7 protein-coding genes are annotated in these 15,045 nt (G+C 63.6%); 1 reads left to right on the plus strand and 6 read right to left on the minus strand.

The genetic code is table 11. The annotated features are described in order from the left end of the window. Window positions 1-259: 259 nt before the first annotated feature. Window positions 260-6,181: a hypothetical protein gene (locus tag HX873_RS22280; protein WP_177123211.1), complete on the plus strand. Its 5,922-nt coding sequence runs from the start codon at window positions 260-262 to the stop codon at window positions 6,179-6,181. Here the strand turns inward: HX873_RS22280 and HX873_RS22285 are convergent. The 6 genes from HX873_RS22285 to HX873_RS22310 form a co-directional block, all read right to left on the minus strand. Then, window positions 6,178-7,188 carry an iron ABC transporter permease gene (locus HX873_RS22285; protein WP_177123212.1) on the minus strand — a complete coding sequence of 337 codons (1,011 nt, stop codon included), beginning with the start codon at window positions 7,186-7,188 and terminating at the stop codon, window positions 6,178-6,180. The two genes, HX873_RS22280 and HX873_RS22285, sit on opposite strands and share 4 nt — an antisense overlap. Then, entirely contained in the window at window positions 7,185-8,132 is a 948-nt protein-coding gene (locus HX873_RS22290) for an ABC transporter substrate-binding protein (RefSeq protein WP_008439045.1), read from the minus strand. The genes HX873_RS22285 and HX873_RS22290 overlap by 4 nt, the downstream gene beginning before the upstream one ends. Further along, on the minus strand, window positions 8,129-8,917 hold the full coding sequence (locus tag HX873_RS22295) for an ABC transporter ATP-binding protein (protein WP_003217364.1): 789 nt from the start codon (window positions 8,915-8,917) through the stop codon (window positions 8,129-8,131). The genes HX873_RS22290 and HX873_RS22295 overlap by 4 nt, the downstream gene beginning before the upstream one ends. A gap of 139 nt (window positions 8,918-9,056) precedes the next feature. Continuing rightward, window positions 9,057-11,162, minus strand: a complete 2,106-nt coding sequence (locus HX873_RS22300; protein ID WP_177123213.1) for a TonB-dependent siderophore receptor — start codon at window positions 11,160-11,162, stop codon at window positions 9,057-9,059. 152 nt (window positions 11,163-11,314) lie between these two features. Beyond that, window positions 11,315-12,697, minus strand: a complete 1,383-nt coding sequence (locus HX873_RS22305; RefSeq protein WP_177123214.1) for a PepSY domain-containing protein — start codon at window positions 12,695-12,697, stop codon at window positions 11,315-11,317. Window positions 12,698-12,812: 115 nt separating this feature from the next. Beyond that, entirely contained in the window at window positions 12,813-14,900 is a 2,088-nt protein-coding gene (locus tag HX873_RS22310) for a TonB-dependent copper receptor (RefSeq protein ID WP_371318401.1), read from the minus strand. Window positions 14,901-15,045: the final 145 nt, after the last annotated feature.

Below are 15,045 nucleotides of genomic sequence, written 5' to 3' on the forward strand. Positions count from 1 at the left end.
GATTGCAAAGGCTGTGCCGGGGCGCGCAATCGTGGTGCGCGCGAGTCGTGACCGGGCTATCGGGGTGGGCGATGCACCAATGCGGCGCCAATCAACGCAGGCTGTGCGTGCAGGCGCACCCTGATGGTGCCTGGCGCCCCGAGCCTTAACTATCTAATGCCTGCGTCCAGCCAAACCCTTGAAAGTGAAGCCTGCCTGGTGCCCCCGGCAACCCAGGGGCAGCGCCAGTTTTCTTAACTTCACTCAAGTGACGATGAACATGGACAGTACTCACATTCAAGACGATCAAGCGGCGAGCACGCGCAGGCCGGTTCCCCATCTGGGGCCGGCGTTCGTTACCGATCACGATGCCGCCCATTGGGCGCATCAACAGATCGGCAACCGGCGCGAGACGGTATTTGGCGGGCTGGTTTTCAAGCGTGATGACGGGATGTACCTGCCAAGCGTGCCGGTGGCCGGCACCGCCACTGCATTCGATTTCCAGAGCGACCTGCTCAAGGTCGATGCCAACAGGAATTTCCTGGCGTACGAGGGCCACAGCGTTCACGCCCTGTACAGTTCGCGCGGCGAGGATGGCACCCGACGCTCCGCGCAGATACAGCACTGGACAGGCGCGCAGCGCCGCCTGGATCGCAGCTTTTTCCCCATCAATATCCTGCGCATCATCATCCAGGTGCGCATGCTGTGCACCCGTTACTACCTGTCCGGGTTCTATGGCTCGCTCATCCAGTATGAAAGCAGCGGCTCTGCGACTGAGGCCAGCTTCTTGAACCAGTTGATGGCGGCCAAGCCTGCGGCCGATTTCGACGACTACATCGCCTTTATCAATGAGACGGCCAGGGCCGGCTACCTGCGGGTCATCGTTGCCAACGCCGAGCTGGGTGGAAAGCCTGGCCAACTGCTGGCGCCGTGGACCCTCAATCAAACCCTGTCGCAAATCGGGCAGGACGCACTGGCGCCTCTCGCCAGCCAAGTCAGCCGCCGGTGGCAGGACGCGGTGCGATCAGTCTTGCCGCCGCTGGGGTTTGCACGGCAGGAGAGTCTCTTTGGCTACCTGTACAAAAGCGCGTCGAACCAGTACGTGGCCGAATTTCCGTCGGATGAACTCAAGGCGGCGTTTGCGCTGACCAGTGGCAAGTTGTCACTGCCAAAAGTGCACAAGGCGGACAGTGAGTTTTTGACCTTCGGTATTTACTGCTCCCTATCACCGCAAGCGAAACCGACCGTGGCGAAAGAGTCGTGGCTGGCGGAAAACTTCTTCACGGCTTCCGCGTTGGCTGCCGTGGTGATGATGGCGGGGACCGACGACCTGGGCTTGCACTTTTACTTGCGCGCCAACGACGGCGCGCTGCTGATGTACCACTGCACCGGCTCGCAGGCGCAGTCCCAGCTGTTCGCCAATCGCGGCGCGGATCTCGACGGACGCTTGAAGGACGCTACCTTGAGCCCTTCCGAGTTTGTCCGGCAAGTGGCTGCCGTGGGCACGCTGACGGTGGTTGAGCCCGGACGGGTATGGGACAAGGCCGGAGTGGTAGGACCGCAATGGAGGGCCTTCGCGAAAGTCCATGCGTCGCTGAGCCCTGCCTTCGTCACTGCCGATGATGTCGCACGCTACCTGCATTACAAGGTGGGTTCACCCCACGGCTCTTTTCTCCAGGCTTACATCTTCAAGCGCAGCGATGGGCTGTTTGTGGCCTCCAGGCTGTCAGACCCTGACAGGTGGCTGTCGTTGTGGGGCGGGGCATTGCCCACCGACAACGCTCTGACGCGGGTCGAGCTTGAAGGGCACCAAATGGTTGGCGAGTTCAATCGACCTGTCTACGACCTGGCTGAGGTGCGTGCCAACTATCCTCAAAAAACCTCGCGACAGCTGGCGTTCCTGGTCAGTACACCGTCGACTCAAGCGATCGACATGACGCTGGTTTTTTCCGATCAGATCAAGGTGCTTTACACCAGCGGAACGAACGGTACGTTGATCAAATACGCTGTCAGCGGCTCTCGGGCCGAGCGTGAATTCGGCGAGTACCTGGCACAAGTTGAACGCGATGGCCAAGGTGTGGCCCGCGTACAAGGTTTTGACGGCACGCGTGAAGGGCTGATCAAAGAGCTGGTAAAACTCGGTGAGTTGACGGTGCTGCTGGCGGATGAGACCTGGTACAACGTCCAGGGCCGGGTCCCGGCCACCTGGGAGCCCGAAACGCCTTTCGCCGCCGCAGCCCCCATTGATACGCCCCTGAGCTGGGTTTTCACTGACCTGGCAACCGCCGCCCGTTATGCCCATGACCGTATGCAGGCAACGGCGGATGGCCGGCGAGTCGGTTGCATCCTCAAGCACTCGAGTGCAGAGCAGTATGTGGTCAGCGAGCCTTGCGCACCGATACCCGCCGGCGAAACCCTTTTCGTGTTGGCGAATGTTTTTGGCAATGCCAGCCTGCCGCCAGGCTTCGCCCTGCGTGGCTGGTACTGCCGCAGCGCACCGGACGCCACCGGCATCGGCGCCGAACCCTGGTTGTACGAGGGCTTTATCGACACCACGGATTTTGCCCAGGGGATTGCCGCGCTGCGCATCCACCCCGAGAGCAATCTGGCCTTCTACCTCAGCACGGCGGACGGCGCTCAACTGGCCTATGACGCTTCCGGCTCGGCCGAGGAAAGCCAGCTCTACCAGGTGCTGCCCGATGGCCGGGTGACGGACAACGGGCTGGGGGATGAACTGCGGGCCGCCACCGTGACGCCCCACGAGATGATCCAAAAGGTCGCCGCCGCCGGGGCGCTGTCGGTGTTGCAACCGGGCACGTTGTGGGATGTGGCGGGGCTGGTCGCCGACACCTGGCGACCTTACGCACTGGCACCCCGCCCGCAACTGAGCCGCGGGTTTCTCCAGGTAGAAGACGCGGCACGCTATGCCCACGGGCAAATCGGCAGCTGGCGTGAGGGCGAATACTGCGGCTATATCCTGCAGCGCCCGGACGGTCTCTACGTGGCCACTGAGCCATTGCCGGCCAGCGACGCCGGGCGCTTTGCCCTGGGCGTTGTCTACCCCCAGGACGTCAAGGGCCGCTCACTGCTCCCGCCCGGTCACATGCTGAAGGCCGTGTACGGTTCCAGCCGCGGGGTTTCGTTGCTGGAACCCGAGCGCCTGCAGCGCCCGGGCTGGTCGCGGGACGATGCCTGCCTGGAGGCGCAGATGTTCAGCGCCCTGGACGTGCACACGCTGATCCGCAATCGCCAACAGGTGTTCGTGGCCTACCTGTCGGGCGCCGAAGATTGTTTGCTGGCGTATGACCTGATCGACTCTGCCGCCCAGGCGAACCTGTTCAAGGCGCTCGACCCCTTGCCCCATCGCAGCCCAACGGCCCTCAACCTGGCCAGCGGCACGCTGACGGCGCGGGAGTGGATCAGCCAGGTGGCGGCGGCCGGCAGCGTGCGGGTGGTGCAGGCCAACCCGTTGTGGGGCGCGCCGGGGCTGATCGCCGAACACTGGCGGCCACGCCTGCCGATACCCCGGCGCGAACGTCCGGAGCAGATTGCCTATGGCCCGGTCTGCGCCAGTGCCGCTGACGCGGCTCGGGCACTGCACACGCGCCTGGACCATGAAGCACCGACGCAAACCGGTTTCGGTTTCATGCTCAAGCATCGCGATCAGGACGCCTTTGTCTGCTCCGAGCTTGTACCCGCCTGGGATAGGGCCGGGCTGTTCGCCTTGAGCGCCGTGTTTGCCGTGGATGACGAAGGCGAGTTCATTTACCCCGCGGGTTATCAACTGCACGCCTTGGTTTACCGGCGCAACTGGATGCCACAGGGGCTGACCACCGCCGAACACTGGCTGGCGCAGCATTTTATTTCGGCCGGGGATCTGGCCAGTGCCACCGTCGAGGCCAAGCGCCAACGAGAGACAGGCGCACTGACGGGCTTGCCGGTGTTTATCTCGACACTGGACCAGGCGCTGCTGCAGGTACAAACGCCGGTGGCATCGACGCTGTTCAACCCGGTCCGCCAGCCGTCGGGGGTCTATGAAGACGTGCAGACCTTGATGGCCAGCGGGCAGCTCTCGGCGGTCGGGTTTGTCAACGAAGTGGCGAAGTTGAGCTGGTTGAGCGTTTTGGTGCCGAGCGAATGCTGGGCGTTGGCGGGTAAACTGGATGTCAGCCAGGCCCCATGGACCGCCTTCGCCAACTTTATGCGTCGCCCATTGAGCCCGCTGTTCAGCAACCAGGCCGATGCGGTGCGTTACGCCCACCAACAGCTGGGCACACAGCGCGACACGCTGCAAGGCGGGCTGGTGTTGCAGCGCAACGGCAAGTTTGTCGCGACCCTGGCGGTGCCGGTGTTGAGTGAAGACTTCGACCCGAACGTCATCCTGCCGGGCCTGGACGTCAGCCAGGCGCTGCTGGCCCCTGGTTGGAAAATGGTCGCGCGCTACCGGTCACGTGTCGCCCGGGTGCTGGAGTTCTGGTTACCCTCTGAAGAAAACGCGGTGTATCAAAACCTGTTCTCGACCAAAGTACTGGAGACCGCCCTGAAGTCGGGTCACCTGTGGACCCACGAATACCTGCTGACGCCCGACGGCTCACTTATCGGTTTCAGTACCCAGGACGCCGAGCGCAGCTTGCTGGATTCGGCCCAGCGCAACGAAGCGACGCAGTTGCTCAGCCACCTGGAAACCTCCCTGGCCCCCAACAGCCTGGCGCTGCACGACCCTTACAGCAATGCCGTCGAGCAGCAGATGCGCAGCGGCCGCAAGACCCCCACCGAGCTGGTCAATCAGCTGGCGCGGGTGGGGACTTTGCAAGTACTGGAGGGCGGCCCGTTGTGGGGCACTGCCCAGCGTGTGCTGCCGGGCTGGATGCCCGGCCTGGCCTACGTTGCACCGCAGGCGGCGGTCCATGCCGTGGCGGATCGGCAGCTGGGCCCGGTGTTCAAGCATGCTGACGACGCGGCACGCTATGGTCATCAATACGCCCAGGGGCGCGCCGATTTGAGTTTTGGCGTGATTCTCAAGTCCTCCGACAATGGGCATTTTGTCGCCTGCGCACCGGTCAAGGGCGACGACCTGGGCTTTGCCCTCGACCGGGCGTTCCTGCGCGGGCAGTTGCCGAGCGGGTACAGCCTGCAAGGCCTGTATCTGAGGCTGCCGCAGCGTGCTGCGCCCGAGTTGCCCCAGGCCGAAGGCTACGCGCAACTGATGGCTCCGGCCGTGGTGCTGGCGGCGCTGAGCTTTTTGCGGGTGGCACAGAGTGAGCGTTTCCTGGCGTTGCATGTGTCGTGTGCCGACGGCTCACTGTTTCGGTACCAGGCGGTGAGGATCGACCCGGACTGGGATTCCAGCCGCCGGCAGGCGGCGTATCTGAAACACCTCAACAGTCGTGGCAGCATCGACAGCCATGTGTTGAAACTGGTGGAGTCCGGCGAGCTGCGGGTACTCGACAGCAGCCCGTTCTGGGATGCCTTGTTGCCCCGGATAAAGCGCCTGGCCACGACACTGGCAGTGCGCGATACCCGCATGGCCCTGGGCCCGTTGTGCGCCCACCCGGACGACGCCGCGCGCCAGGTATGGCAACAGGTTGTGCCGCTGGAGCACCAGGCGCGGCTGGGAGCGGTGCTGGGCAACGGCGACAGCGACACGTTCATCGCCGTGCAACCGGTGGCAGACCCGGGCCCCTCGGTGGCCGTGGGACTGCGGCCGGACACACCGGCCTACAAGGCATTGTTCGAAGGCATCATGAACCTCGGCTACCCCAGCACATCGACCCGCTACCCGGCGGGCTACAAGGTGATGGGCGTCCAGCAGTTGTTCAAGCTCGACACCGAGCGCCAGCATCTGGCGGATCGCTACGAAGAAGGCCTGGCCCACAACTTCATTGCCCAGAAGGAAATTCGCGGGTTCATCGAGATGCTGCGCCAGGACAAGATCGCGGGGGCGCGTTACTACTTCACCCCGGTGCACGGCGCGTTGATTGTGTATGAGCCCAGCTATCACGCGGACGAAAGCCAGTTGCTGCGCGATGACTGGATCGACGAAGACACGGGTGTGGTGAAGGTCAAGCCCAGCGAGGTGATCCGCCGGTTGGCGACCTCGGGCAAGCTGACCATCCTGGAAACCGATCGCTTCTGGCAACCCCGCAGCCAGGTGGCGCGGCGCTTGTTGCATGCATTCAAGCAGGCCGACCAGGGGGTTTAACGCCGCCGCATCAGCCCGATAAAAAACAGCCCGCCAATGGCCGCCGTGGCCACGCCGATGGGCAGGTCTTCGGGGGCAATCATTGTGCGGGCCGCCACATCCACCCACACCAGGAACACACTGCCCAACAGCACGCACACCGGCAGCAAACGCCGGTGTTCGGCACCTACAAGGCGCCGGGCAATGTGCGGCACCATCAGCCCGACAAAGCCGATGGAGCCGCTGATGGACACCAGCACGCCGGTCATCAGCGAGGCGATCAGGAACACCTTGAGCCGCACATTGCGCGCGTTCAGGCCCAGGGTCACGGCGGTCTGTTCGCCGGCCATCAGCGCGTTCAACGGGCGAGCCATCCCCAGCAGCAACACCAGCCCCAGCAACACCGTGGCGAAGGGAATGGCCAGTAGTTCCCAGCGCGCCAACCCGAGGCCGCCGAGCATCCAGAACATCACCGCCGAGGCCGCGCGATGGTCGCCCATGAACAGCAGCAAATTGGCCACCGCCATCATCACGAACGACACCGCCACCCCGCACAGCAGCAGGCGGTCACTCTCCAGCCGACCGTTGCGACTGGCCACCGCCAGCACCACGATCATGCTCAGCAACGCACCGATGAACGCGGCGATGGGCAGGGTCAGCAAGCCGATCACTTCACCCACATGCAGCACCACGATCACCGCACCGAGGGTGGCGCCGGAGGTCACGCCCAGCAGGTGCGGATCCGCCAGCGGGTTGCGCGTTACCGCCTGCAACACCGCACCGATCAACGCCAGCCCGGCGCCCACCAGGGCACCGAGCAACATGCGCGGCACGCGGATCAGCCACACGATATGTTCCTGCCCCACGCTCCAGTCCATCTCGCCAACGCCGAAGGCTTTATGCAGCAGGATCCGCCACACCACGTCCACCGGTACCCGCGCCGAGCCGAACCCCAGCGAGACCACGCACGAGATCAGCAACAACGCGCCGAGGGCACTCAGCAGCAGGGCATAGCGACGGGTGATCATTCGCCGTGGAACCCCTTGGCCAGGGTTTCAACCGCCAGCACGTTGTCGATGCCCGGCGTGGCTTGCACGTAGGGGATCACGATAAAGCGCTGGTTCTTGATCGCGTCCACCGATTGCAGCGCCGGGTTGTTCAGCAGGAACTGCTCTTTTTGCTCGGCGGTGATTTCGCTGTAGTCGACGATCACGATGACCTGCGGGTTGCGCTCCACCACGGTTTCCCAGTTGACCCGGGTCCAGCTGGCGTCCACGTCATCGAGAATGTTGCGCCCGCCGGCGGCGTCGATCAGCGCCTGGGGCATGCCCAGGCGGCCGGAGGTCATGGCGCGGTCTTCGCCGCTGTCGTAGAGGAACACGCGGGGCTTGTCGGCCGGCAGGTTTTCCTGCACTTGGGCGACCTGTGCCTGCATCTGTGCGATCAAGGCATTCGCGCGGTCCTGCACATCGAAGATCTTGCCCAGGTTGCGCAGGTCGTTATAGGTGTCTTCCAGGGTGGCCGCCGGGCGCTTCATCACGAAGGCACAGGACTCGGTCAGCTCGTAGACGTTGATGCCCAACGGTTGCAGGGTTTGCGGGGTGAGGTCGCCACCGACGCGCATGCCGTAGTCCCAGCCGGCGAAGAAGAAGTCGACGTTGGCGTTGAGCAGGGTTTCCACCGACGGGTATTTGCTCGCCAGTTCCGGCAGGCCGTCGAGGATCTGCGCCATTTCCGGGGTGACCGACTTCCAGCCGGTCACGCCGCTGTAGCCGGCCATGTGCGACTTGAGGCCCAGGGCGAGCATCATCTGGGTCATGTTGATGTCGTGGCTGACCGCGTGTTTTGGTGCCTCGGCGAAGGTCACTTCGCGGTTGCAGCTCTGGATTTTCAGCGGGTAATGGGTCGCTTCGGCGAACGCCTGGGAAGTGCCGAGCAGCAACGCGAGAGACAGCAGGGAGCGCAGGATCATGGTTGGGTTATCCAGGTGATTCGGGGGTAGCCGGACAAGGGGTGAGTGTCGATCAATGCTTCAACGCCGAACACTTCGCGCAGCAATTCGGCGGTCAGCACTTCGTGAGGTGTGCCGCTGGCGACGATGCGCCCGTGGTTGATCACATACAGCCGATCGCAGAACGCGGCAGCCAGGTTCAGGTCGTGAATGCTGGCCAGGGTGCCGATGTTCAGGCGCTTGACCAGTTGCAGCAATTGCAGCTGGTAGCGCGGGTCGAGGTGGTTGGTCGGTTCGTCGAGGATCAGCAGTTGCGGTTGCTGGGCCAGGGCGCGGGCGAGGATCACCCGCTGTTTTTCTCCGCCCGAGAGGGTGGCGAAGGCGTGGTCTTCAAAGCCCAGCAGGCCGACGTTATCGAGGGCCTGGCGGATCAGGTTCTGGTCTTCAAGCGTATCGCTGTCGAACAGGCCCTTGTGCGGTGTGCGGCCCATGGCGACCACTTCATCCACCCGCAGGCCGAAGGCGTCGGGAAACTCCTGGAGCACCACGGCAATGCGTTGCGCGCACCACTTCGAGGATTGCTTCCAGACGTTCTGGTGTTCCAGCAGCACCTCACCGTCAGCCGGTTTGCTGAACCGATAGGCGCAGCGCAGCAGGCTGGTCTTGCCGCTGCCGTTGGGGCCGATCAGCCCGACGAACTCACCGGCGTTCACGTGCAGGCTGGCGTCACGCAGTTGGAACTGGTGATGACAGTGCTCGTGGCCTGGTGGGGTCCAGGCGAGGGCGGTGAGGTTGAGTGAGGTCATCTTTACTCTCAGGTCCAACACAGGACAAATGTGGGAGCGGGCTTGCTCGCGAAAGCGGTGGATCAGTAACAGATACAGTGCCTGACACACCGCATTCGCGAGCAAGCCCGCTCCCACATTTGGACAGTGTTGCGTTCAGTTAGAAGGTGTAGTCCGCCGTCACGAAGAACGAGCGCGGCTCGCCCAGGATCCATTGCTGGCCGTCGTTGTATTGGCTGACGGCGTAAGTGCGGTCGAACAGGTTATTCAATTGCAGGCCCAATGTCGTGTTGCGCATGGCTTTCCATGAAACGCTGGCGTCGACCACGGTGTAGCTCGGCACTTCGCTGGTGTTGGCGGTGTTGGCGAAACGCGAGTCTACATAACGCACACCCGCACCGGCACGCACGTCGTCAGTGATGGCCTTGCTCAGCCACAGGTTGGCGGTGCGGCGCGGCACGTCGGTGGGGCGGTTACCGTCGCGGGACACGGACTGGCCGTTGACCACTTCGGAGAAGTCGTCGTACTGCGCCCGCACGATCGCAGCGTTGGCTTGCAGTTGCCAGGCATTGGGCAGTTGCAGGTCGAGGCTGGCTTCCAGGCCGTTGGAGGATTGCTGGCCGACTTGTTCCTTGAGGGTGGTGCCTGGAACGCTCACCAACAGTTTCTTTTTGACGATGTGGTAGGCCGCCAGGGTCCATTCACCACGGGAATCCCAGAACGCCTGCTTGAGGCCGATCTCGGTTTGCTTGGCGGTGGACAGGCCGAACTGCTGCTGGCTCGGGCTTAGGGTGATCAGGCTGCCAACGCCGTCAGTGCTGGTGGCGTATTGGCCGTAGACCGAGGTGTCCGGGGTGATCGCGTAGACCAGGCCGGCTTTCCAGTTGTTGCCGGTAAAGGTCTTGTTGGAGTCGCTGCCATCCACCAGGGAGTCACTGTCGATGTGCAGGTAATCGCGGCGCACGCCGGTGATCAGCGACAGTTTATCGGTCAGTTGCAGGCGGTTTTCGGCGAACGCAGCCAGCTGTTTGGTGGTGCTGACGGACTGCGGAATGAAGGGGCTGGCGCTTTCAAACGGCTGCGGTACCGGGTGGTTGATGTCCACCGGTTGGCCGGCGTTCGTCAGGTCATCGAACGGCGAGTTGCTGGCCAGGCGGAAGCGAATGCGGTTGTACTCCACCCCCGTCACCGTCTGGCTGTCGAGGCCGAACAGCGTGTGCTTGAAAGTGAAGGTCTGGCGGTCGCCCACCTGTTCCTGGTTGTGCTTGATGCCCAGGTAGCTCTGGCGCACCAGGCCGCCGTCGACGTAGTTGTAGCTCTCGGCGTTCTGCCAGCGCCGCTGGTTTTTCAGGTAGGACAGTTCGTTGGTGGCGGTGACGTTGTCGTTGATCTGCCACTCGCTGGTCAGGCGCGTCCACTGGTCGTTGTAGTGCTGGATATCGTTGCTGACGTTGTAGTTCTTGTCCCGCAGGCCCTTGTGCAACTGGCCGTTGATCAGCGGTGTGCCGTAGTCGTTTTGCGGGGTCTGGTCGCCGTAGTCGGAGGCCAGGGTGAAGCTCAGGTTGTCCGTCGCCTGCCAGCGCAGGGCACCGCTGACGAAGTCGCTGCCGGACTCGCCGCGGTCGATGAAACCGTTGCTGCGCAGGCGGTTGATGTTCAGGCGATAGCTCAGGGTGTCGGTCAGCGAGCCGCCGCTGTCGAGGGCTTGCTGCTGGCGGTCATAGGAGCCGTAGCCCAGGCGGATATGGTTTTCGATCTCGCCCTCGAAGGGTTTCTTCGCGATGGTGTTGATCACCGCGCCGGTGGCGCCCTGGCCGTACATCACCGAGGCCGGGCCGCGCAGTACGTCCACCCGCTCAACGGACCAGGTGTCCACCGGGAAGGTGGAAGTGCCCGCGCCATCGAACATGCGCGCGCCGTCGTACAACTGCAGCACCGAGCTCTGGCCGGTGAACCCGCGTGCCGACAACGAGGTACCACCGTCGCCCGGCGTGCCGGTGCGGCTGATGCCGGTGGCCCGGGAAATCGCGTCCTGCACCGTGGCATCGCCCCGGGCGCGAATCTGCTCGCCGGTCTGGCTTTCAACGCTGCCCGGGGTTTGCAGGGCCGTGAGGTTCAGGCGTGAACCTGCGGTGGTCGGGGTTTGCAGGTCGACGCGCTCGTCGTCGACGGCGGGGGCTGAGACGGCACTGGCGGGAAGCGTCAGGGCCTGGGCAGTGTTTTGCAGGGCGAGCAGGCACAGGCCGGACGCAAGGTACTTGTTCATCGGACGATAAATCGCTTCTTCGAGACGGTACTCGCCGCAGGGCGCGGCGAGTGGGAGAACACATTAAGTGTTACAACATAACACTTTGTGCAGCGTGGGCGAAAGCCCGCGTAAGACTACATAACGCCTCTAGGTAGGGCATCTCGTCTGTTTCATGCTGAACCTGAGGCAGATTCACGTTGGCCAAACCACCGTGAAAGCACCAGGCGATCCAGTGCCCAGACCACGATCAGCGAGGCGCCCACCAGCGGAAAGACAATCGCCAGCCCGAGCATGATCACCATCGCGGTTTTCCATTTCGGCAGGTCATGGCGCAACGGTGGAACCCCCAGGCTGCCCTGTGGCCGACGCTTCCACCAGATCACCACACCGCTGACGGCGCTGAGCAGGATCATCAGGCAAATCAGCAGCACGATGATCTGATTGACCACGCCAAACATCTTGCCTTCGTGCAGCATCACGCCCGATTCGGTAACCCGCGCCACGCTGTTGTAGTGCTCCCAGCGCACATCGGCCAGGACCTTGCCGGAGTATTGGTCCACATGCAGGGTGGCGTCATTGCGCGGGTCGTTGGCGAACACCGCGAGGGTGAACACGCCTTCGGCAGTGGTGGGGAAGGTGATGCTGTAGCCGGGCTCGACCTTGCGTGAGTTGGCGAGGTCGACCACCTGTTGCAGGCGGATACTCGGGGCTGCCGGGCCCTGGCTCATGCCGGCGTGGTTCATGTGCTCGGCATGCTCGCCAGACATCGGCATCGGCGTGTTTTCCATGGCCCACGGCACGGTCTGTTGGCTCGCCGTGTTGAGGCTGCGCGCCTGCAGGTCGGACTGCGGCACGTTGTTCCACATGGCCGCCGGGAATTTATTCCACAGCTCGGCGTATTGCTTGCCCCAGAAGCCGGTCCAGGTCATGCCGCTGAGCAGCATCACCAGCAGGAACGCCGCGCCCCAGAAACCGGCAACCGCGTGCAAATCGCGCCAGAACAAGCGGCCGCGACTGCCCAGCCGCGGCCACAGAATGCCCGCCGCCGACTTGCCTCGCGGCCACCACAGATACACGCCCGAAATCACCAGCATCACGCCCCAGCCGGCGGCCAGTTCCACCAGGCGATCGCCGACGGTGCCGATCATCAACTCACCATGCAGCGCACGGGCGATGGCTTGCAGGTTGTACTTGGCGTCCTGTTCGCCGAGCACGGTGCCGCGATACGGGTCGACGAATACCGTCACTTCGCGCCCGTCGTTGTGCATCACGAATTGCGCGCTGCTGGTGGCGTCGGCAGGTGGCAGGTACTTGCTGATCTTGCCTTGTGGATAGGCAGCCTGGGCACGTTGCAGTTGCTCGTCGGCACTCAGCGCGTGTTCGGCGCTTTGCACGGTCAGCAGGTTGCCGTACATCAGCGGGTCGAGTTGGGGTTTGAACAGGTAGATGATGCCGGTCAGGGCCAGCAGCACCATGAACGGCGCGACAAACAGCCCGGCGTAGAAATGCCAGCGCCAGGCCAGGTTGTAGAAGGAAATCTTCGGTGGGTTCATCAGGGTGCTCCGCAAAGGCTTGGATTTTTTGTGTTATCGAGGACGCCATCGCGGGCAAGCCCGCTCCCACAGGGAATGCATTGCAACTGTGGGAGCGGGCTTGCCTGTGATGCGCTTAGAAACTCATGTCCACCTTGGTCCAGAGCGTGCGCCCCGGTTCCTTGATGGCTTGCGGGTCATTGGCCGGGTAGCCGAACCCGGCGTTGCCGGCCAGGTTCAAGTGCTCGGCGTACGCCTTGCCAAACAGGTTGTCGACGCCCGTGCTGACCTTGAAATTCTTGTTGATGCGATACGCCGCGTTCAGCGAGAACACGCCAAACCCCGAGCTTTTGTCGAAGTCCTTGCCCACCACGTTGCCCTTGTTCTGGTCGATGCGGTTTTGCGCCGCGACCACCCGCCACAAGGCGCCGGCGCTCCAGTCGTCCTGGCTGTAGGTGAGCCCGAAGCGCGCATCCAGCGGTGGGATCTGCGGCAGCGGTTTGCCGTCGCTGGTGTTCTTGCCCCAGGCGTAGGCGAAGGTGGCATCGGCCTTCCAGTTGGCGGTCAGCTTGTAGGCTGCGCCCAATTCACCGCCCATGATTCGCGCGTCCACATTGCGCGCCTGGGAGGTGGTGCCCATCATTCCCGGCTGGTAGTCGAACAGGATGAAATCACGCACCTGGCCGACGTAGCCCGAGGCCCAGGCGTCGAGATCGGCGGATTTGTATTGCAGGCCAAAATCCAGCTGGGTGGTTTTTTCAGGCTTCACACCGTCGAAGGCATTCACGGAACCGACCGACCCGGTGTCGGGAGAAAACAGCTCCCAGTAATCAGGGAAACGCTCCGAATGCCCAAGCCCTGCGTACAGGGTGGCAGGGCTGTCCGCCAGATCGTGCTCGTAGCGCACAAAGCCGGACGGCAGCGTATCGGCGCGGGTTTTACCGGCGGTGGGGTTGGGGCTGCTCATCATCCCGGAGCTGATGGTTTGCCGGAAATCCTTGGCTGAGGCGCGGTCGACGCGGGCGCCGGTGATCAGCCGGTCGCGGTCGGCGGCGTACCAGGTCAGTTCGCCGAACACCCCGTAGTTGTGGAAGTTGGCGTCCTTGCTGCGGGGCAGGTCCTTGTAGGTGTCGACGCCCATGGCGCTGCGTTCGCGGTGTTCGTTGGTTTGTGCATCAATGCCGCTGATCAACTGCACATCGGCCCAGCGCCAGGTGGCCTTGATGCGGGCGCCGAGGGTGCGGCGGTCGACGTTGGCTGCCATGGGACCGGCCATCATCCCGGTGCCCGACGGGACGCGCAGGGTGTAGTTGTCCATCACGTGGTCGGCGTAGTTGTAGTAGACCTGCGCTTCGACCTTATCCAGCACCTCGCCGATGTTCGATTTCTCGAAGCGCAATCCGAGGCTCTCGCGCAAAAACTGCGAACCGTCCATGCCACGCCCGGCGTAGCGGGCTTCGCCATCGCCACGGCCGGCGGTGAGTTCCAGCAGGGTGTCGGCGTCCGGGGTCCAGCCCACGGCCACGTCGCCGTTCCACTTGTCGTAGCGCGAGGCGACGGTGTCGTTGTTGCCGTCCTTGTAGTCATCGGCGTGGGCCTGGTTGCCGATCACCCGCACATAACCCAGCGGCCCGCCGGCTGCTGCGTCGACGACTTTGTCGAAACGCCCGTTGGAGCCCGCCAGGATGCTGGCGTTGACCCGCGTGCCCAGCTCGCCGAATTGCTCGGGCTCGCGCTCGAACAGGACCGTGCCGGCTGAAGCGCCCGGGCCCCAGAGCACGGTTTGCGGGCCTTTGATCACGGTGAGCTTGTCGTAGGTTTCCGGTGAAATATAGGAGGTGGGCGCATCCATCCGGCCGGGGCAGGCGCCGAGCATCATGCTGCCGTTGGTGAGGATGTTCAGGCGTGAGCCGAACATGCCCCGCAGCACCGGGTCGCCGTTGGTGCCGCCGTTGCGCACCAGGGCGAAGCCGGGGATGGTCTTGAGGTAGTCGCCGCCATCGCTGGCGGGCACTGGTTGGCGCGGGTCTTTCGGGTTGGTGACGACGGTCAGTGGTGAGCTGGGGGCAATGGCGGTGATCACCGTCGGGCTCAGTTCATTGTGGTCGGCATGTTCGTCGGCGTGGGCCTGTGGAACCAGCAGCGCGCCACACAGAACGGCGAACACGGGAGTACATCCCAAACGGGTGTCAGCAGAAAACCTGGACATGAAAAATTCCATCATTCATTCGTAAACAACACGGCCAGCAGCCTGCGGCTGTCTGTCTAAAGTCGGCCGGGGTGAAGTAACGGTGTGAAGTGCTTACGCGATGATGGGCGGGGCGCGGCTGCGGGCGCCGGGGAACACGGTTTGCCGGGCATGGCCCAGG

Source organism: Pseudomonas sp. P7758 (assembly GCF_013386485.1).
In the GTDB taxonomy this organism is placed as follows: domain Bacteria; phylum Pseudomonadota; class Gammaproteobacteria; order Pseudomonadales; family Pseudomonadaceae; genus Aquipseudomonas.